The organism is Neorhizobium sp. AL 9.2.2, assembly GCF_013317225.1.
Lineage (GTDB): Bacteria > Pseudomonadota > Alphaproteobacteria > Rhizobiales > Rhizobiaceae > Neorhizobium > Neorhizobium soli.
In genome coordinates this window covers 865,507-885,393 of record NZ_JAALXU010000001.1, presented here as the reverse complement: position 1 = coordinate 885,393, position 19,887 = coordinate 865,507, and the positions used below count along the sequence as shown (strand labels likewise).

The following is a 19,887-nucleotide window of genomic DNA, read 5'->3' as shown; positions in this document are numbered from 1 at the left end:
CTTCGAGCCTACCAGCTCTTCCAGGCGACCAGCAGGCCTTCTCCGGAAGCAACCGCATCCGCGCAGGCTTTCTCGACATCTTCGATCGGTGCGCCGCGCTTCAACGACGCGGCGACGAGGCCGAAGGGGGCGAGAAACACATTGGTCTGCCGAAACAACATGGTCATGATCAGCGGACCTGTGGACCACCAGGCGGGCGCCTGCGGCAGCGCCGCCATCACGTCGGGAAACACCTCGAGCATCTTTGCAAAGGCGGGATGGCCGGGCGGTGTGGCGATGAAGGAGTTGGCGAGGAGAAGACTTCCCGCCCCGACATCGCGCGCCACGTCCTCGGCGATCGCACCGAGACCGATCAGCGGCAGAAGATCGCCGAAACCGATATCCTCGCGGGTCGGATACCAGTCGCAGTCGAGATAGATGCCGCCATGCTCCAGCAGAATGGCATAGCGGGCGACATCGACGGCGCCGGGATAATCGCCGTCTTTGAGCATCGCGAGATAGGCCGGATGGCTTGCAATGCCGAGCTGTTCGAGATCCGCCTCGCGCCACAGCCGATATTCGAAGCCGGTCGCCTTCGCATGACTTTCCCAGCGCGCGACGGCTGGTGGCAGCGGCAGCGAGCCGATCCAGATCTGGTGAATGATGCGCGGCACCGGCTCTCGCCCAAGCTCTGCCATCAGCCGTTTCTCATCTGCATCGAAGGTGATGAACGGCGCCATCACGGCGGGATCGGGGACGAGGCCGTGCTGCAGACCGACGCGGCCGATCGCGTCGCCCTCTGCCTTGGCAAGCTTCAGCCATGCGGAGTGAAGCTTGCGCGGCATTCCGAGAGCCGTGCGCTCGCCCAGAACATCCGTCGTCATCACCGTTTTGTCGGCGGAAAGTGCTGTTAGAGCGGCCTGCGCCTCCTCCAGTTTTCCGGCCTCGATCAGGGCGCGGGCATCGGTGATTTTGCGCTTATAGGTTTTCTGGTCAGACTTTTCGGCTGGCACGTGTAATTTCACCTCGCTGTCACGCAACGCTCCTAGGGGATATGCGTTTAACACTCGAATTTCTCGATCTCCGCCAAGAGGTCAGGCTTATTGGCGCAGATGTCAACCGACATGCAGGGGGGCGCATGATAGGGACGATCGGCAGCGGGGTTGCTGCAATGGACAGGTGCACGAGCGTGCGCTACCGTGTTTTGCAATCGATCAATCTTACCTCTCTGCTCCATTCTCCGGGAGCCGGACTTCATTGATGAACCCACCGAAGGAAGTTCTCCGCATCGAAGGATTGAACGTGTCGTTCCCGGTCTGGGGCGGCGCGATCCAGGCGGTCCGGAATCTCAGCATGCGGATACGCCCGGGCCAGGTCACGGCACTGGTGGGCGAAAGCGGTTCCGGCAAGTCGGCTCTCGGCCGCGCGATCATGGGGATCGAGACCGACGTCGCCAAGATTTCCGGGCGCGCGGTGTTCGACGATCCAGCGACCGGCCAGTCCGTCGATTTGATTGCGCTGCCCCGCGACGGGCGGCAGATCCGCGCGATCCGCGGCAGCCGCATCGGCATGATCTTTCAGGAACCGATGACCTCGTTCTCGCCGATCCACACGGTCGGCAACCAGATCGAGGAAAGCCTGAAAATCCATACGGCGATGTCGCCTGCGGAGCGGCGCGAGGCGAGTGAGGAGACGTTGTCTCTCGTCGGTTTCGACAATCCTGCCCGCGTGTTCGACATGTATCCGTTCGAGCTTTCCGGCGGCATGCGCCAGCGTGCGATGATCGCGATGGCTCTGGTCTGTCGCCCGGCGCTTCTGATCGCCGACGAGCCGACGACGGCGCTCGACGTGACGATCCAGGCGCAGATCCTCAAGCTGCTGCAGGAGCTGCAGGCCAAACTCGGCATGGCAATGCTTCTGATCACCCACGATCTCGGTGTCGTCGCCTCGATGGCCGATGAAGTGGTGGTGGTCTATCGCGGCGAGGTCATGGAGGCTGGCTCGGCCTCGGACATTTTCCGCAATCCGCAGCATCCCTATACGAAGGGGCTGATGGCAGCGGTGCCGGATTTCGACAGGCCACGCGAGGAGCGCCTGAAGCCGCTGCGCGAAATCAAGGTGGATACGGTTGGCCTGATGGGACGGCGCAAGAGCGAGAAGGTCCTCCCCGAGATACTGCTGTCGGTCAACCACGTCACCAAGAGCTTCGTCACCAAGAAGGGTGCAGGCTTTGGTTTCGGGGCAAAGCCCGAGCGGACGGTGGCAGTCAATGATGTGAGCTTCGAGATCCGCCGCGGCGAGACGCTCGGGCTCGTGGGCGAAAGCGGCTGCGGCAAGACCACGCTCAGCAAAATCCTGATGCGCGGACTGTCGGTCGATCATGGCAGTGTCGTCTATAACGGCGAAAACGGTCCGGTCGACGTGCTCAACTGCGAAGGCGAAGTGCTGGACGATCTGCGCACCCGTCTGCAGATGGTGTTCCAGGATCCGGTCTCATCACTTTCGCCGCGCATGCCGGTTCGCAGCATCATTCGCGAACCGCTCGACATCCATGACCGCGGCCCGCTGGCCAAGCGGCAGGAAGCGGTGCGCCGGCTGATCCATGCGGTGGGCATGCCCGAAAGCGCGCTGATGCGCTATCCGCATTCGTTTTCCGGTGGCCAGCGCCAGCGCATCGGGATCGCGCGGGCACTGGCTCTCGGGCCGGATCTGGTGATCTGCGACGAACCGGTTTCGGCGCTCGACGTGTCGATCCAGGCGCAGGTGCTGAACCTGATGAAGGACCTGAAGTCCGAACTCGGGCTGACCTATCTGTTCATCTCGCACAATCTGGCGGTCGTGAACTACATGGCCGACCGGGTGGCGGTGATGTATGCGGGGCGGATCGTGGAAATCGGCCCCTGCGAAACGATCATGCGGGCACCTGTTCATCCCTATACGAAGAAACTGCTGGCCGCCGTGCCTCTGCCGAGCCTAGACCACAAGCTGGATTTCGAGACGATCGGCACGCCGACGGCATCGGCCATGAAGATCTGGGGCAAGCAGTTCCTCGACGAGAAGGATAGCGACCAGCTGACCCATGTGGATCTCGGCGGCGGGCATCTGGTTCTTGCCCGCACCAATGTCGATGCGCGGGAGCTTGTGGCAGGATGACGATTTCCAGACGGCATATGCTGGCCCTGTTGGGCTCGGTCGCGGGTGCAACCGCAATCCCGGCGCGGGTGTTTGCGGCCTTTAGCCAGTCCGACTATCTGGCGCAGATCCCGACCGAGACGCCGCTGCCGCCCATAGAGGAGCGTCTGCCGAAGACGCCGCGCGTCCTCAACCTTGCAGAGCGCGGGCTCAAACCCGGACGTTACGGCGGTTCGATGCGGATGCTGATCGGCGGTCAGCGCGACATCCGCTTCATGCCGATCAACTGCTACAGCCGGCTTGTCGGATACAATTCCGACCTGAAGCTGGAAGCCGATATTCTGGAAGCCTACGAGGTCGAGAACGACCGCGTCTTCACCTTCCATCTGCGTGAAGGCCATAAATGGTCGGACGGAAGCCCGTTCACGGCGGATGATTTCCGCTATGCCTGGGATGACGTTTTTCACGAAAAGAAGCTCGCCAAAGGCGGACCGCCGGCTGGGTTGATGATCAACGGCAAGCCGCCCCGGTTCGAGGTGATCGATGCGCGCACCGTGCGCTACAGCTGGGACGATCCCAATCCGGATTTCCTCGCCGACCAGGCCTCGCCCTCGCCGATCCGGCTGATGTTCCCCGCTGCCTACATGAAGCAGTTCCATATGCGCTACCAGACGAAGGAACTGCTGGCTCAGCATATCGCCAAGGAAAGGGTCGACGACTGGGCGGCGCTGCACCAGAAGATGTCGCGCGTGGTGCGGCCGGAAAACCCGAACCTGCCGACGCTGGATGCCTGGCGCAACCGCACCGCGCCGCCGGCCGAGCGCTTCGTGTTCGAGCGCAACCCCTATTACTACCGCGTCGACGAAAACGGCCTGCAGCTTCCCTATATCGACAAGGTGATGCTGGACGTGTCCTCCGCGGACCTGATCGCTGCCAAGACCGGCACCGGCGAGAGCGACCTGCAGGTGACCAACCTCGATTTTGCCGATTACACGTTCCTGAAGAATGCCGAGCAGCGCTACCCGTTGAAGGTGGATCTGTGGAAGCGGACGCAAGGATCGCGCATGGCGCTGTTTCCCAACCTCAACTGCAAGGATGAAGGCTGGCGCAACCTCTTCCGCGACGTGCGCTTCCGGCGTGCGATGTCTCTTGCGATCAATCGCGGCGAAATCAACAAGGCGGTGTTCTATGGTCTTGCGACCGAGAGCTCCAATTCGATCCTACCCGACAGCCCGCTGTTCAAGCCGGAATACCAGAAGGCTTGGGCGGCGTTCGATCCTGATCAGGCGAACCGGCTGCTCGACGAGATCGGTCTTGCCATGGATGATAGTGAGGGCATGCGCCGCCTGCCCGATGGCAGGCTGGCAAAGATCATCATCGAGATTACCGGCGAGAGCACGTTCGAGACCGATGCCTTGGAACTGATCGGCGACCAGTTGCTGCAGGTCGGCATCAAGATCTACCCGCATGTCGCCCAGCGTGAGCTTCTGCGCCGGCGGGTGAAGGGCGGCGATGCGATTATGTCGGTCGGCGGCGGCCTCGACAATGGCGTACCAACTGCCGACATGGCGCCGAAGGAACTGGCACCGACCAGCGACGACCAGCTGCAATGGTCGATCTGGGGACTGCATGCGCTTTCCGGCGGCAGCGATGGCAGGGCGCCTGATCTTCCCGAGGCAAAGGCGCTGCTGGACCTTTACAGTGAATGGCGTAAGGCAGAGGGCTTCGATCAGCGAACGGATGTCTGGCACAAGATGCTGGCGCTGTTTACCGACCAGGTCTTTACGATCGGCATCGTCAACGCCACGCTGCAGCCCGTCGTGCAATCGTCCAAGCTGCAAAACGTGCCGTCGAAGGCGCTCTACGGTTTCGACCCCACATCCTATCTCGGCGTCTATCTGCCGGATGCATTCTGGTATGACGAGGAAACTGCCTGATGTTCCGCTACATTATCTGGCGCATCCTCGTGATGATCCCGACGCTGGTCCTGATCTCGATGCTGATCTTCACGATCATCGAGCTGCCGCCGGGCGACTATTTCGAAAGCTATGTCGAACAGCTGAAGGCGATGGGCGAAAAGGCCGATCTGCAGGAAATCGAAGACCTGCGCGCCCGTTACGGTTTCGACCAGCCGGAGCCGATCCGCTACCTCAACTGGGTGGCCGGGATGATGACCGGCGATTTTGGTTACTCGTTCGAATATCGCATGCCCGTGACGGAGGTGGTGGGCGACCGGGTATGGCTGACGATCCTCGTTTCCACCCTGACCATTATCATCACCTGGGTTCTCGCCTTCCCGATCGGCGTGTACTCGGCCACCCACCAGTATAGCTGGGGCGATTACGGGCTGACGCTTCTCGGCCTGATCGGTCTTGCGGTTCCAAATTTCGTGCTGGCGCTGGTTCTCATGTATCTCGCCAACATCTATTTCGGCACGTCGATCGGCCATCTGATGGACGCGCAGTACATGTCGGAATCGATGAGCTGGGCGAAGTTCAAGTCGATCCTCGAGCATATCTGGATCCCGGTGCTGATCATCGGCACTGCCGGGACGGCCGGCATGGTGCGGCGGCTGCGGGCCAATCTTCTGGATGAACTGCACAAGCAGTATGTGATGACGGCGCGTGCCAAGGGCCTGCATCCGTTCAAGGTTCTGACCAAGTATCCGCTGCGGATGTCGCTCAACTTCTTCATCTCCGATATCGGCTCGATTCTCCCCTCGATCATTTCAGGGGCTGAAATCACCGCGGTGGTGCTTTCGCTCGAGACCACCGGCCCGATGCTGATCCGCGCCCTTCAGAGCCAGGACATGTATCTTGCCGGCTCGTTCCTGATGTTCCTCAGCTTCCTTACTGTTATCGGCGTGCTGATTTCAGACATTGCGCTTGCGATGTTCGACCCGCGCATCAGGCTTCGCGGCGGGAGAACCAAATGACGGTGATCGACAGCAGCGACGCGGGCAAGCTGCCGCATTACGTCCGCGAGGGGGCGTTCGACCCTTACGAGATCGAGCGCGATGCCGATGGCGGCGCGCTGAAGGTTCACGAGGCATCGCAGCTGCAGCTGATGTGGTGGCGCTTCAAGCGGCATCGGCTGGCGCTGATCTCCGGCATCCTTCTCCTCATCGCCTATCTGATGATCGTGGTCGTCGAGTTCCTGGCGCCCTACAAGGTGCATACCCGCAATATCGATTTCATCTACGCGCCGCCGCAATCGGTGCATCTGTTCCACGAGGGTAACTTCGTCGGTCCGTTCGTCTATGGCCAGAAGATGGACCTGGACATGACGACACTGCGGCGGAACTATTCCGACGACACGGCCGATGTGCAAAAGCTGCGCTTTCTCTGCCAGGGCGATCCCTACCGGTTCTGGGGCGTCGTCGAGATGAGCACGCATCTGGTCTGCCCGGCGGAAGGCGGCCAGTTCCATCTGCTCGGCACCGACCGGCTCGGCCGCGACATGCTGTCGCGCATTCTCTACGGCGCAAGGATCTCGCTGACGATCGGCCTTCTTGGTGTTGCCACAAGCTTCATCCTCGGCATCGTCATCGGCGGCATTGCCGGCTATTGGGGCGGCTGGTTTGATACGGTCACCCAGCGCATCATCGAGGTGCTGCAGTCGATCCCCAGCATTCCGCTGTGGCTGGCGCTGGCGGCCGTGATGCCGGCCGACTGGAGCCCGCTCGTCATCTATCTCGGGATCACCTTCATCCTTGGTCTGCTCGACTGGACAGGGCTTGCGCGCGCGGTGCGCTCCAAACTGCTGTCGCTGCGCGAAGAGGATTACGTGCTTGCCGCACAGTTGATGGGTGCCGGAAGCACGCGCATCATCGGTCGCCACCTGATCCCCGGTTTCATGTCGCATCTGATCGCCAGCGCGACGCTTACAATTCCGGGCATGATCCTTGGCGAGACGACGCTCAGCTTCCTCGGCCTCGGTCTTCGCCCGCCGATCACAAGCTGGGGCGTTCTTCTCACAGAAGCGCGAAGCGTCAGCGCCATCGCACTTTATCCTTGGCTGCTGCTGCCGGTCGTGCCAGTGATATTCGTCATACTTGCCTTCAATTTCCTCGGTGATGGTCTTAGAGATGCGGCAGATCCATATAAATAGTGACTGCTGCGGCACGCCGCGTTGTCAGACACATCGTTGCCGGTAGGAGTTTCGGGCATGCCGCGACATCTGAATAATGCCCGCATTCTCATGTACAGCCATGACACGTTCGGGCTTGGCCACCTGCGCCGTTGCCGCACCATCGCTCATTCGCTGGTGGAGAATTACCGCGGCGTGCAGGTGCTGATCATTTCCGGCGCGACGATTGCCGGTGCCTTCGATTATCGCGCCCGCGTGGATTTCGTGAAGATCCCCAGCGTGATCAAGCTGCACAACGGCGATTACACGTCGATGGACCAGCATATCGATCTGGCCGAGACGCTGAAGATGCGCCATTCCAGCATTCGCCATACCGCCGAAAGCTTCGAGCCCGATATTTTTATCGTCGACAAGGAGCCGCTTGGCCTTCGCGGCGAAGTGGAGGACACGCTGGTCTATCTGAAGACCAAGGGCACACGTCTGGTGCTCGGCCTTCGCGACGTGATGGACGCGCCGCATCTGCTCAAGGCCGAATGGGAGCGGCACGATACGCTGCGCAAGATCGGCCAGCTCTATGACGACGTGTGGGTTTACGGCCCGCCGGAGTTTCATGATCCGCTCGAAGGGCTGGATGCGCCGGCATCCGTGCGCAAGAAGATGCATTTCGTCGGCTTCCTACAGCGCAAGGTGACCTCCGGTGCCGTGCCGGAAACCGATGCGGACGAGGATTACCTGCTGGTGACGACCGGTGGCGGCGGCGATGGCGCAGACCTGGTGCGCGACGTGATTGCAGCCTATCAGGCCGATCCGGCGCTGACCTACAAGACGGTGATCGTGCTTGGGCCCTACATGCCGGCCGAGCAGCGCGCCGTGTTTACCGAGGCCTGCAAGGACGATCCGCGCCTTGAGGTGATCGAGTTCGACAACCGCATGGAAGACCGGATCGCCGGCGCCAAGGCGGTGATCGCCATGGGCGGCTACAACACCTATTGCGAGATCCTGTCATTCGACAAGCCGGCGCTGATCGTGCCGCGCACTCAACCGCGCGAGGAACAGCTGATCCGTGCAACACGCGGCGCGGAACTCGGTCTCGTCGACATGCTGTCTGCCGACGACAGTGCCGATGCCACGAAATTTGCAGCCGCGATCAAGGCGCTGTGGAAGCGCGACCCGCCCTCGGTGACGGCACCCGGCTTGCAGATGGAAGGCCTGCCGCATATCGGCGAGATCGTCGAAGGCTGGATGAAGAACAAGGGACGCCACCTTGCGATTGCGCAAGGCTAACACGCCCTCTCCTGACCGGACGCAGTGCCGCCGCCAAACGGCCCAAGTGGAAACCCGCTGCGCATTTCTGCTGGAACTGCTTTGACATGACCAACAAGACCATCGTCGTGCTGCTGAAAGGTTATCCGCGGCTCTCGGAAACGTTTATCGCCCAGGAGCTGCTGGGGCTGGAACGGGCAGGCTTTACCCTGAAGCTGGTGGCCATGCGCCGCCCGACCGACAAGAAGCGGCATCCCGTGCATGACGAGATCAAGGCGCCGGTCAGCTACCTGCCGGAATACCTGCATGAGGAACCGGTGCGGGTGGCAAGAGCGCTCATGAAGGTCGTGACGCTGCCGGGTTTCGGCTCGGCGCTCAAGGCGTTTTTCCGCGACCTGCCGCGCGATATCTCCCGTAACCGTTTCCGGCGGTTCGGGCAGGCTGCGGTTCTGGTGGCCGAATGGCCAAACGATGCCGGTTGGCTGCATGTGCATTTCATCCACACGCCGGCAGCCGTTGCCCGCTATGCAAGCCGCATGAGCGGCATTCCCTTTACCGTTTCGGCGCATGCCAAAGATATCTGGACCTCCGAGGCGTGGGATCTCTCCGACAAGCTCGATGAGGCCGACTGGACGGTCACCTGCACCAAGGCCGGCCATGAGCGGCTGCAGAGCCTTTCGGCCCGCGACAACGTGCATCTGAGCTATCATGGGCTGGATCTCGAACGGTTCCCGCATTTTGCAGGTACCCGCCCTGCCCGCGACGGGCGCGATCCGGATGATCCCGTCCGGATCGTCAGCGTCGGCCGGGCGGTGAAGAAGAAGGGCTATGATACGCTTCTGAGGGCACTGGCGCTGCTTCCCAAAGAGCTTGCCTGGCGCTTTACCCATATCGGCGGCGGCGATGAGCTTTCTCCCCTGAAGGCACTTGCCGAAGACCTTTCGATCGCATCCCGCATCACCTGGAAGGGTGCGCTGGACCAGCGCGAGGTGCTCGACCATTACCGCGACAGCGACCTTTTCTCGCTCGCCTGCCGGATCACCGCCGACGGCGATCGCGACGGCCTGCCCAACGTGATGGTGGAGGCCGCAAGCCAGAACCTTGCCGTGGTGGCGACCAATATTTCAGGCATTACCGAACTTTTCGTCGATGGCGAAAACGGACTGCTGGTTGCGCCGGAAGATCCCGTGGCACTGGCGGCAGCGCTTGAAAAAGCGATCCGCGAGCCTGCACTTCGCCAACGCCTGGGTCAGGCTGCCGAGGCAAAGGTGCGCCACGACTTCGACCACCATGCCAGCATTGCCGACCTCAAGCGGCTATTCACGCAAAGTTTTGCGAGCCGGGAGGCCCATCGATGAACAACGATCCCTCAATCGGCAAAGGTAGGCGCGTCCTCTTCTACGTGCAGCATCTACTGGGCATCGGTCACATCGTTCGGGCCAGCCGCGTGGCATCGGCCCTGCAGAGCGCCGGGTTCGATGTGACGCTGGTGACGGGCGGCACGCCGGTGAAGGGCTTTCCGCCTGAAGGCATGGCGCATGTGCAACTGCCGCCCGTGGTCGCCTCCAACAGTGGATTTTCGGCACTTGCGGATGCGGTGACCGGCGAGCCTGTCGACGAGGCTTTCCAAGCCCGCCGCACCGGCCTGCTGCTCGATCTTTTTCACGACCTGAAGCCTGACGTGGTTATCACCGAAGCGTTTCCCTTCGGTCGCCGGCAGATGCGGTTCGAACTGCTGCCGCTGCTGGACGCGATCAGGTCTGCTGAAACAAAGCCGCTGCTTCTCGCCTCCGTGCGCGACATTCTGCAGGAAAACCGCAAGTCCGGCCGCGACGACGAGACGATTGCCCTGATGCGCGACCATTTCGACGGCGTGCTGGTGCATGGCGATACGGGCTTCGTGAAGCTTGAGGAGACGTTTCGCAGGGCGTCGGAATTTGCGGGCAAGATCCATTATACCGGCCTCGTCGCACCCAACACGCCCACCCCCTCGCCCGACCGGTTCGACGTGCTGGTATCCGCCGGCGGCGGCGCCGTCGGTGCGGGGCTGATCGGCGCGGCCCTAGAAGCCGAGCGCATTCTCAACGACGGCCGCAGCTGGTGCGTCATCACCGGGCCCAATCTTCCCGCGGAGGATTTCGACCGTATTTCGGCAGAGGCCGGCTCCCGCGTGACGGTCATCCGTTTCCGCCCCGACTTCCCGTCGCTTCTGGCAAATGCCCAAATCTCTGTCTCGCAGGCCGGCTACAACACCGTCTGCGACCTCTTCCGAACCACCTGCCGGCCAGTCCTCATCCCGTTCGCGGCCGGCGGCGAGACTGAGCAGACTGTGCGCGCCGAAAAGCTCAAAGCGCTTGGACTTGCGCAAGTGGTGGATGAGGCTTCGCTGACCGGTGAAGCGCTGGCAGAGGCCATCCAGAAGGCGAGCGAGGTCACGGGCTTTCGGGAGCTGCCGTTTTCTCTGGATGGTGCGGAGAGGTCGGCGGAGATTGTGGCGGGGATGCTGGATGGGCGTGGATGAAACGCGCTCTTGTGAAGTGAGATTTTTCGGGAAGGAGCCTCGCGGGAGAAGGGTCAAACTGGTCGGAGTGAGAGGATTTGAACCTCCGACCCCGTCGTCCCGAACGACGTGCGCTACCAGGCTGCGCTACACTCCGTGACCAGTGGCGCCTCTATAAACCGGCATTTTCCGTTGCACAAGCGTGTGCTTTGAAAAAATATGAGGTCTCGTGCAGGCCTGATCATCGCTTGCAACACCCTGTGTAACAGGCGTTGCAAAAAAGCGGCTCGGATGAAAATTGAGAGCTGTTTGGAAAGATGATGTCGCGACAGGCAGCGGAAATCTGTTAGTGCGAGATCAAAGCTTTGCCCATCTCAAAAGCCCTGCCTGGCAGGCATTGTCTGGGGCGATCACCACATGCAAGAGGATTTGTTGAAGATTATGAGCCGCCGCCTGTTCCCCTTGACCGCCGTTCTCGCGGTAGCGCTTTCTGCATGCACCACTGTCAGCGTTGCCAGCAGCCCGATCAACACCTACTGGACCGGCCGTTCGGCTGGCGAGTTCTTCGCCAAGTTCAGCCCGCCCTTGAGCGATGTCGATAGCGGCAGCTCGACAATCTACAACTGGCGCGGCGGCTATACCCGCATCAAGCTTGCAAACGGCAAATCGGTGAGCGTCAGCTGCTCGGCCAAGGTCACCGTTTCCGAAAGCTACACGATCCGTGACATCACCATCACCGCAGATCGTCCCGGCTCCACTGGCTCCAGCTATTGCGAAGAGTTGCTGCTGCCGAAGAAGTAAATGGAACGGGCATCGCCGTCACTCGGCGATGCCCGCTCAATGGCTCTCCCCGTCGAGGGGATAAAGGATCCGTCCGAGGCGTCTCAGCCACGGTTTGGATAGCTCGCGGAAGAACAGGATCGGGTTCCGGCGGAAATCGCGCGCATCCTGCTCTGACCCCGCCAGTTTGATCAGCCAAGCAATCGGCACGGTCAGCAGATGCCGCCAGCCGAACAGGCCATAGGCGCCCCGCATCTCGAAGCCCGGCCGCGCCGGCATCGGTACTTCCCTGATTTGAGTTTCCGGCATGCCCTTTTCGCGCCACTGGAGCGCCAGCGCCAGACAGGTTTCGAAATCGATCTGGGTCCCATCGACCGGATTGAAATAGCGCGGATAGAAAAGATAGGCCGCGGCGAACAGCTGTTCGATAGTAAGCCTGCGGCCCCGCCGCGGGTTCGGCTGCCGATCGTCGGTCAGGCCCCACCCGGCATAGAACGGACATCCGGCCAGCGTCACGGGAAGGCCCCGCAGCAGCGCTTCGAAGCCTGCGAGCGACGTGATGGCGTAGACATGATCGGCGCGCGCGAGAAGATCCGGGAGCGACACCGGCGCGGAGACAATTGTTGCGAGATCGGTGACGTCGGACGGATCGGACCGCTGCGCCCGGACACCGTTCAGAACATCGGGATGCGGCTTGTAAAGGATTTCGGCATCCGGGTTTTCCTTGGCTGCCAACCGCACGAGGTCGTTGTTGGTAAACGGACGATCGCAACCGAAGCGGATCGACGCGTCGTCCTCCACCTGGCCGATAACAAGGATGCGACGTTGCGCCTGCACCACAGCATCGGCCGGTACAGCCCTTGCCGCCAGGAGATCTGCTCCTGCGCCTTGTCGGGCAGCGGCATTGTATTTGCTGAGGCCGGACCGGAGCAGAAGATCGATGCCGGCCCTTGCCCGCTCCATCAGATCAGGGTCGGCATCGAAATCATAGCTGTTCAGGATATCTTCGAGATCGGAGGGCTGGCGGCTATCGAAATAGGGCGTGCGGCTATCGAGTGTGAGCGAGAACGGCAGGCTCTTGCTGGCATTGCCGACCAGCGAGCGGATGAACCCGTCTTCCAGAAACACGACCTGGATATGGTTGGAATGCGCGAATTCCAGGATGGCATCCGAGACATTCCGGCTCCAGACCAGCAGGGTCGCGCCGGGTGTTGCGAGGATTAAGTCCTGCCAGTCTCGAACAAACGTGAGATCGCTCAGGTAAAGCGGCAGATACTGAAAGCTCGAATGCGGAAAATAGGCCTCCAGCATCCCCCGCTTCCAGCGGCGGATATGCACCGCAAACACGTGTCGTCCGTCAAGACCCGGCACTCCAGCGGCAATCATCCTCGACTGTCTTCCTTGTTCAAGCCTGTTTGTATCGGCGACATCGGAGGTTTTACGGCAATGGCGGGCGTCCGTCACGTGATTGCTAGGGAGACCTGAGACCGCTTCCGCAGCGGGGTCAAAAACGGGGCAGGTTTTGTGATAAAAGCGCTGGCGACTGGAGTGTCAAGCGACAGCGCTGACCACATGGACGCAGCGGCTGTGGCACGAGCAATCAATCCCAACATCCCGCTTATCTGCGTGGGAGCGCGCGACGGCAGTTTGGAGGATGATCGGTTCCCCTCGCTTCATGAACCGAAGCCGAGCAAGACCCCTGTAGCGGTCCAGGCACCGACTTCTTCTCCGGCGAGAACGTTCATCGCCGAACTTAACAACGTCGGAAACAGAGCAAACTGTTCGGTATCGACAAGCGCCCTGCTGACAATGGCCGACTGCGCCCGCATACGGGCAATGACTGCATCCCGGCCCTGCTTGCCTTGCTCTTGGTAGCGGCGAAGCTGCAGTCTCCTCAAACGCAGCTGGTCTGTCGTACTTGCGGGCAGCAGTTTCTGGACGCGGACACCCGCATCGATAGCCTCGGAGATTCGTCCTGCCGCTTCGAGATAATTGCGCTTGCGACGAAATAGAGAGACATTATCCGGCGATATCGCGATCGCTTGGTCGAGCCAAAGCAAGGCCTTGTCAGTCTCTGCCGTCTTAAAATAGATGTTCGCCAGCTGAACCATGTCTGAGACACTGTTCGGTGCCAGCGATATGGCGACAAGGGCGGCGTTCTCCGCATCCAGCATTCGGCCCACAGCTTCAAGGCAAACGCGTCGGCGGCGAACGGTGGAAAGGTCGAGAGACGCCTCAGGATTGGCATCCAGATGCTGCAGTGCCTCGGCGTGGGCTCCCTTTGCGATCAGCATTCCGGCCAATTGCATTCGGTCGGACACGCTTGCGGGCAAAATTTCCAACACCGTCAACGCGTCGACGAATGCCGCATCCAGACTGCCACGTTTCTCCAGGAGGTTCCTCCGGGTACGGAGCAGACCAACATTGCGGGGTGACAGTTCGAGGCCTGCATTGATGGCGTCCAGACCTGCGTCCTGTTCATCTAGTCTGCTGCAAAGGGAAGCTAGCCGATGGTAGAGCGATACCGTTCCGCCTCCAGCGACAATTGCATCCTTGGTTGCCTTTTTAGCCTCGCTAAGAGCCCCGCTCGCAATCATGACAGCAACCTGCTGGTACAGAAAGTCTGGGCGGCTACCGCCAATTCCGACGGCTACTTGCGACAGACGCGCAGCCTGCGCAAATCGGTTGCGATCAACCGCCCACTTGGACATCTCGTTGACTATGACGGCGGAGCGCCGCTTGGAACCGGCAGAAACGATACGCGGGCCGGGACAATCCCCCGCTAGCGCAGCCTGGGCAAACGGCTTCAGTTTGCCGATCTCGAGCATCGCCTGAGCTGAAGGATGGCCGGAAAAGGGGAACTCAACAAAATGCGCAACGGGGAACGCCGGACGAACCTCTCGTTCGATATAGGCTTTGTCCGCTGCGACGAGAGGGTCGTAGACAACATATGGCCTGAGTATCGGGTCGGAAATATCCTTTAGTGGCCTGTGCTGTGTTGGCCAACTGGTGACAAAGTGGGAATAGCTGGTGATAAGAAATCTCGGGTCGATCGAGTTGCGCGGCGAGATCGCAATGGCCGTCGCGCCGATGCAGCTGGCATAATAGAGAGCCGCATACCCACCCATGCTGGTGCCATACGTGAACCGCCGATTAAAGCCCCCTAGAACCGATTCTAGGGCTTCGGTAAAATCTGCAAAAGAGAGGTCTCGATACCAGTTGTCATGCCGCTTCTTCACAGAGACGACGGCATAGCCTTGCTTTTCGAGAAACTTTTGTCCGAACCCATCGCGGCTGGGATCGTTTTCGCCGAAAGACGAAAAGGTGACGACAACGCCCAAGCGTGGAGCTTGATACTGTCCAGCTTCGATAACGGTGTGGCCGTTGTCAAATAAGACGATCCCCACGTCCCATGCTCCCCAATGCAACTATGAATACATAGTCCATAGTGCAAGCGCAGGCAATCTCGGATTGCTCGGTAACGGAATACAACCAAGCCTGCCGTGGTATTCTTGCATCGCTAGTCAAGCGGTTCCGGAAAAACCGTACGCCTTAATGATGGATACGCATATCCCGAAGCGCACGCTCGAGAGCCAGCCCCAAGAGCAGAACCGCGCAGGTCCAACCGATGATGTAGGGGACCGACAGCAGGTGGGTCGGATACGTGGGGTAAAAGCCCAACCTAAACAAAGCCACAAAATGCATGATCGGGTTGTAGGCGAGGATCTCCTTCACCTGCGGGACCATGTATTCCGGAATGAAGAATACCGCGCTGAAGAAGATCTGGACGCGCGAGATCATGCCCCAGGCAAATTTCCAAAGCGGGAATAGAGCGATCAAGAAAGAGTTGATGAGACCAATACCGAACGAAAAGAGCGCGATTATGATGCCGAATTCTATGATCGCACGAGGATTATACGGAATGGCGAACTTCGACAGCCCAAATGCTGAGATCATCGCGAAGAAGAGTATGAACATGATCGAGAACGAAAGGAACTCAACGAACGTTCTCGCGATCGCATAGTCGATTGCCTCAACATACGGAATCGTTGTGACGGATTTCGCCGCAGCAATAGCCGATGCCGCACGAATGCTCATGGTTCTGAAAAACAGGACCGGGAAGATACCCGTCGTGATGAACAGGAGCAGACTGTCGCCGATCAACAGACCTCGATGCAAGAAGGTGAAGATCACCCAGTGAGCGAGGATAAAGAAGAGCGCTTCCAAAAGATCAAATAGCTGCGAGAATGCGTGCTTGCTGTTGCGCAGCCGCACTTCGCGGATGGTGAGGGCCGTGACGACCCGCACCTGACGCTGCAGGCCCAGCGCAACCGTGTTAAGCAGCATATCAGACGTGATCCCTGATACTGTAGTAGACCAGCGTCAACACGACCCAGATACCACAGGCGGAAAGGAAGACCAGAAAGGTATCGAAGAATACCTTGGGATAGGACGCAACCTCAGGCAACCCCGGCTGCACGTAGGTCGCAAGATAAATCTGGTTGTGGCTCGCTTGTGCCCTAGCTGACTCGTAGTTCGTAAGAGCCGACTGATAGAGTTTTGTTGCGATCTCGACATCCGTTTGGATTTGGTCGTAGCGTGTCAGCACCTGTGCGTTGATCATTTCGCTGCCGGCACTTCCACCCTGCATGTTGCTGCCAACCTGGTCCTGAAGCTGTGCGACCTGCTCCTTGGTCGCGTTGATCTGGTTCCTCATCACAGACAGACGTGGCGACTTCGGGTCCATATATTGCGTCAAACTGTCATACTGCGCCTGCAGGCCGGCGAGTTCGCTGCGCAGCTTCAAGTTCAACTGAAGCCGACCGTCGGCCTCCTTGCGCGCATCGATCGACTTTTGGGTCGTGCGCAACTCTGTCTCTTCGCGACGAACATCCTTCAGGCGCGACTCGGCACGGGCCATTTCCGTATGCGCAAAGTCCATCTGGCTCTTGCGGGCTTCGTCAGAAATCTGATTGACCAGGCTCTCGCAAAGGACCTTAAGCGCGTTGGCGATCTTCTGGGCGTCGGCTGGCGTGAACGCCGCGACTTCCACGACGTTGATACCCGTCGTGATATCGTAATTCGTATGGATCGACGAGTTCCAATATTTGACGAGCGTTTCCAGCGAAGCCGAAGGATCGAGTCGGCTCATGTAATCAACGGCACCGCTGGAATATATCTGTCGAAGTCCGACAGCTTCCTCGAGCGCTACGACTGCATCGCGGCTGCCCACGTAGTCAGATACGATATAGCTGTTCGACATTATTAGCAAAGAGTCCGCCGACGACGAGCCCGCCCCCGCGCCGAGGTTTGGCCGCACGGAAAAGCGAAATTCCGAAACATACTGGGGCGCCGCAAAGAACGCGTAATAGACACCGGCGATGATCGTTGGGATAATCACGGCGATCAGGAAGAAAATCCATTTACCCCAAGTCTTGAGTCCGCCCTCGGAGGGCGCTCCGCGAACCTTGTAGGTAACTACGCTCTTCTGGCTGGGCGGAACTAAAGTGGGCTTCAGATCGGGGGTTCTTGCCGGAAGGTTGGCTGAAGACGGCTGCCGGCGGGCAAGGCCTGTCCCTCCAGGACGCACCTCATCCAGCCGCCTGAGCAGTGAGCCGTCTGACTTCATCCGATCGCCCTTTGTCAAATATGTTTGCTATGAAAAGTAACATAACGAAATGTCAGTCACCAAACAACCCGGCGCTCCACGTCTCGACCAGAAACGGGATCGTGAGCGCGTGTTAAACAGCGATATCGGCTTTTCGAAGGCTCAAGAGCGCTCGGCTTACAATCCGTTCACAGTCGAGGCTACACCCGCGCCCTGCGTGACAGGGGAAACAGTCGTGCTGACTAGGGTAGAGAACTTACGAAGCTCCGCAAGCGATGAGTTGGCAATATAAACCAGATCGCCGTTATTGACCTTGAAGCTCTTGAGGACGAAGAAGCCGCTCGGGTCCTTCAGATCGATCTGGTAGATGACGTTGACTGTTCCATCCGAATGCATGGCGCGCGCCGACGGATTGAAGCGACGAACCTCCGCGAGAGGTTCTCGACGATAGATGAAGATGCCCTTTGCGTTGGCGCGTTCATCGTTGAGACCACCTACCTTCGCGAGAGCCTGATTGAGGAAGAGCTGCGACTGGTCGAACGGCACGGATGCGTTGGCTGTCGCGGCGCCGAACACCGTGAAACTGCGCGGCTGACGGATCAAAGCGATTACGTCGTTAGCCTGCACATAGATGTTCTCGCGCGGGCTGGAGATCAATTTCTCCATCGGCATCGTCTCTGTCCGCATACCGCGCGAGATCTGGACAGCCAGCTGATGCGATTCCATGCGAGGTCCGCCGGCAGCGGCGATGACGTCCAGAAGACGTCCGCCGCCCGCGGTCAACGGAATTCGCCCGCTGGAGGCAACTTCGCCTGTCACAGTCACAGCGTTCGCATTGTTCTTTGCGACGTTGACGAGCACTTGTGGCTCGACTGCCATGCCGGAAAGAGCCTTCTCGATATCGGCCTTGACTTGCTGAGGGCTGCGTCCAGCGGCGCGGATCGTACCGGCATAGGGAACGACAATCATACCGCTTTCAGAAACAGGCTGCTCAGGAATCTGTGCACCACCCTGCCGTCCTGCGCCTGCGGAGAACAGGCCGTTCTCAGACGCTTCCCAAATCGCGACGGTGACGACGTCGCCGACGCCGATAAGGGATGTACTCGCGCGGCCGGAGTTACCAAAGGCAACTGACAACGGCTTCTCATCAGAAACGGAAAGAAGATCGGCAACTCGCTGCGTGACATTGATCAGAACGTAGGGCGCTTCGACAGAACTTGAACCCGATTCGATCTGACCAGCACTCGGGCCGGAGCTCGGAATAACGGAACATGACGTTGCAAATGAGCAAAGGGCTACCGCCGATGCGGCCAAAAGTCGTCTATGGGACTGCATTCACTTTTACTCTTCGCAATGGCTGCAACACTCCCCTGAGGAGCGCCAGCATCAGTAAACTACCGAGCAATCTTGTTCAACTGCGAATCCGGATATGAAACAGATTTGCAGAGGTATTTCCTTGTAAAAGGATTGGCTTAACAATTTCTTCTAAAGTGGAATCTGGGACAGAATCGCAGGGGGTATCTCCCACTCTGCTTCACTGAGATCCACGTGCTTCCTCAACGGAAAAGCGTCAAAAAGACCAGTGGAATCATAGCTGAGAGGTTCCCAGTTTTCGTCAAGAAAGCGAATCACATTCTCCCAATCCGTGTGGTGATCGAGCGGCTGAAGATAGCTTAAAACGGTGTCGCGGTCGGCGCCGCTGTAAAAGTCCTTCATCCGGTGATCGATCGGCTGGCTGCCATCGATCGCGAGCGATCCGGACTCGCCGCCATAGGTCGCAAACCAAGCACATGGTATACCGTAGGTCTCGGCAATCACGAGACCATGCAAACTTGTGGACAGGATCCGCCGACAGGCAAGAATTTCCTCCGTTTTCGATCGGAGCCCGTCAATAGTCGCTGGTGTGTACGTGTTGATGATATGCACGCGCTCCGCCAGGTGCGGCGGAATTTGGTACCGCGCAATCGCCGCTTTTACCAGCGCGTTGGCATTTGGTGCTTCGAGTTCGGATATGTGGACGATTACGCCGAGATCCCATTTCTTCACGTTTGGATCCGGAAAGATTTTGGGTAGGAACCAGACGGGATCACCGTAGGCTTCTGGTACGACAATACCCTTTGCGCGGAGCGCTGCGGCGGTTCTGCGGCCGCGCACCGCGTGGACGACAAGTTCGGTGTCATCTGGAATCTGGTAACCGACAAGGCCGCCCGTGCGATCGCGCTGCATGTCAAATCCGGTACCCCAGAGATGCACCTTGCCGAAATGCAGGGCATGTCCGATCGTACCGACAGCAGCCAGGCGCTCCTTCTTGGCACTGAAAGGTGCTCTGAGAATTGGCAGCCGAGACATGGCTGCAACGACGACTGCACTCAAGGCATCGCCGAGGTTTGCGTCGTAATGCGTGTCCGTTGTCCAGACCCAGGTGAACCTGAGCGAGCGCGGACGGCCGAGCCTTGGCCGTGTCACAGCTCCGCTGGCGGGATTTTTTTCACGGCTGAGAAACCGCTTTGCGGCACTGAGTGGCATGGAGCTCTCG

15 protein-coding genes and 1 tRNA gene are annotated in these 19,887 nt (G+C 59.7%); 8 read left to right on the top strand and 8 right to left on the bottom strand.

Going from position 1 to position 19,887, the window contains the following annotated elements:
- Positions 1-8: 8 nt before the first annotated feature.
- Complete coding sequence (locus tag G6K99_RS04160) at positions 9-992, bottom strand: glycosyltransferase (RefSeq protein ID WP_174195795.1); 984 nt, start codon at positions 990-992, stop codon at positions 9-11.
- 247 nt (positions 993-1,239) lie between these two features.
- On the opposite strand from G6K99_RS04160, the gene G6K99_RS04155 reads away from it, so the two are divergent.
- The 7 genes from G6K99_RS04155 (at position 1,240) to G6K99_RS04125 (ending at position 10,984) form a co-directional block, all read left to right on the top strand.
- Positions 1,240-3,132, top strand: a complete 1,893-nt coding sequence (locus G6K99_RS04155) for an ABC transporter ATP-binding protein (RefSeq protein ID WP_092661536.1) — start codon at positions 1,240-1,242, stop codon at positions 3,130-3,132.
- Positions 3,129-5,048 (top strand): ABC transporter substrate-binding protein, encoded by a 1,920-nt coding sequence (locus G6K99_RS04150; protein WP_244631353.1) that lies wholly within the window; start codon positions 3,129-3,131, stop codon positions 5,046-5,048. The genes G6K99_RS04155 and G6K99_RS04150 overlap by 4 nt, the downstream gene beginning before the upstream one ends.
- Positions 5,048-6,046, top strand: coding sequence for an ABC transporter permease (locus tag G6K99_RS04145; protein ID WP_174195794.1), 999 nt, complete (start codon positions 5,048-5,050; stop codon positions 6,044-6,046). Before G6K99_RS04150 ends, G6K99_RS04145 begins: the two co-directional genes overlap by 1 nt.
- Entirely contained in the window at positions 6,043-7,221 is a 1,179-nt protein-coding gene (locus G6K99_RS04140) for an ABC transporter permease (RefSeq protein WP_113109646.1), read from the top strand. Before G6K99_RS04145 ends, G6K99_RS04140 begins: the two co-directional genes overlap by 4 nt.
- A gap of 57 nt (positions 7,222-7,278) precedes the next feature.
- Positions 7,279-8,484 carry a glycosyltransferase family protein gene (locus G6K99_RS04135; RefSeq protein ID WP_174195793.1) on the top strand — a complete coding sequence of 402 codons (1,206 nt, stop codon included), beginning with the start codon at positions 7,279-7,281 and terminating at the stop codon, positions 8,482-8,484.
- 86 nt (positions 8,485-8,570) lie between these two features.
- Entirely contained in the window at positions 8,571-9,821 is a 1,251-nt protein-coding gene (locus G6K99_RS04130) for a glycosyltransferase (protein ID WP_174195792.1), read from the top strand.
- A complete protein-coding gene (locus G6K99_RS04125; protein ID WP_174195791.1) occupies positions 9,818-10,984 on the top strand; it encodes a glycosyltransferase family protein in 1,167 nt (388 codons plus the stop codon). Before G6K99_RS04130 ends, G6K99_RS04125 begins: the two co-directional genes overlap by 4 nt.
- 59 nt (positions 10,985-11,043) lie before the next feature.
- On the opposite strand, the gene G6K99_RS04120 is transcribed toward G6K99_RS04125, so the two are convergent.
- Positions 11,044-11,120: transfer RNA gene (locus G6K99_RS04120), tRNA-Pro, on the bottom strand.
- 284 nt (positions 11,121-11,404) lie between these two features.
- Here G6K99_RS04120 and G6K99_RS04115 point away from each other — a divergent pair.
- Positions 11,405-11,764 (top strand): hypothetical protein, encoded by a 360-nt coding sequence (locus G6K99_RS04115; protein ID WP_174196041.1) that lies wholly within the window; start codon positions 11,405-11,407, stop codon positions 11,762-11,764.
- Positions 11,765-11,800: 36 nt separating this feature from the next.
- Here the strand turns inward: G6K99_RS04115 and G6K99_RS04110 are convergent, their stop codons facing one another.
- The 6 genes from G6K99_RS04110 to G6K99_RS04085 form a co-directional block, all read right to left on the bottom strand.
- Positions 11,801-13,129, bottom strand: coding sequence for a capsular polysaccharide biosynthesis protein (locus tag G6K99_RS04110; RefSeq protein ID WP_174195790.1), 1,329 nt, complete (start codon positions 13,127-13,129; stop codon positions 11,801-11,803).
- A gap of 287 nt (positions 13,130-13,416) precedes the next feature.
- The gene (locus G6K99_RS04105) at positions 13,417-15,150 is read right to left on the bottom strand and encodes a tetratricopeptide repeat protein (protein ID WP_174195789.1); all 1,734 of its coding nucleotides are present in this window, start codon (positions 15,148-15,150) and stop codon (positions 13,417-13,419) included.
- A gap of 145 nt (positions 15,151-15,295) precedes the next feature.
- A complete protein-coding gene (locus G6K99_RS04100; RefSeq protein ID WP_180215421.1) occupies positions 15,296-16,090 on the bottom strand; it encodes an ABC transporter permease in 795 nt (264 codons plus the stop codon).
- 1 nt (position 16,091) lies between these two features.
- Entirely contained in the window at positions 16,092-17,372 is a 1,281-nt protein-coding gene (locus tag G6K99_RS04095; protein ID WP_174195788.1) for a hypothetical protein, read from the bottom strand.
- 156 nt (positions 17,373-17,528) lie between these two features.
- A complete protein-coding gene (locus tag G6K99_RS04090; protein WP_062453569.1) occupies positions 17,529-18,665 on the bottom strand; it encodes a polysaccharide biosynthesis/export family protein in 1,137 nt (378 codons plus the stop codon).
- Between the two features lie 171 nt (positions 18,666-18,836).
- Positions 18,837-19,877, bottom strand: a complete 1,041-nt coding sequence (locus G6K99_RS04085) for a polysaccharide pyruvyl transferase family protein (RefSeq protein WP_062453570.1) — start codon at positions 19,875-19,877, stop codon at positions 18,837-18,839.
- Between the last annotated feature and the right edge of the window lie 10 nt (positions 19,878-19,887).

What these genes read in the sequence shown, in the direction of transcription:
- G6K99_RS04155 (WP_092661536.1), top strand. Translation starts at nt 1,240, where the DNA reads ATGAACCCACCGAAGGAAGTTCTCCGCATCGAAGGATTGAACGTGTCG.
- G6K99_RS04150 (WP_244631353.1), top strand. Translation starts at nt 3,129, where the DNA reads ATGACGATTTCCAGACGGCATATGCTGGCCCTGTTGGGCTCGGTCGCG.
- G6K99_RS04145 (WP_174195794.1), top strand. Translation starts at nt 5,048, where the DNA reads ATGTTCCGCTACATTATCTGGCGCATCCTCGTGATGATCCCGACGCTG.
- G6K99_RS04140 (WP_113109646.1), top strand. Translation starts at nt 6,043, where the DNA reads ATGACGGTGATCGACAGCAGCGACGCGGGCAAGCTGCCGCATTACGTC.
- G6K99_RS04135 (WP_174195793.1), top strand. Translation starts at nt 7,279, where the DNA reads ATGCCGCGACATCTGAATAATGCCCGCATTCTCATGTACAGCCATGAC.
- G6K99_RS04130 (WP_174195792.1), top strand. Translation starts at nt 8,571, where the DNA reads ATGACCAACAAGACCATCGTCGTGCTGCTGAAAGGTTATCCGCGGCTC.
- G6K99_RS04125 (WP_174195791.1), top strand. Translation starts at nt 9,818, where the DNA reads ATGAACAACGATCCCTCAATCGGCAAAGGTAGGCGCGTCCTCTTCTAC.
- G6K99_RS04115 (WP_174196041.1), top strand. Translation starts at nt 11,405, where the DNA reads ATGAGCCGCCGCCTGTTCCCCTTGACCGCCGTTCTCGCGGTAGCGCTT.
- G6K99_RS04110 (WP_174195790.1), bottom strand. Translation starts at nt 13,129, where the DNA reads ATGATTGCCGCTGGAGTGCCGGGTCTTGACGGACGACACGTGTTTGCG.
- G6K99_RS04100 (WP_180215421.1), bottom strand. Translation starts at nt 16,090, where the DNA reads ATGCTGCTTAACACGGTTGCGCTGGGCCTGCAGCGTCAGGTGCGGGTC.
- G6K99_RS04095 (WP_174195788.1), bottom strand. Translation starts at nt 17,372, where the DNA reads ATGAAGTCAGACGGCTCACTGCTCAGGCGGCTGGATGAGGTGCGTCCT.
- G6K99_RS04085 (WP_062453570.1), bottom strand. Translation starts at nt 19,877, where the DNA reads ATGCCACTCAGTGCCGCAAAGCGGTTTCTCAGCCGTGAAAAAAATCCC.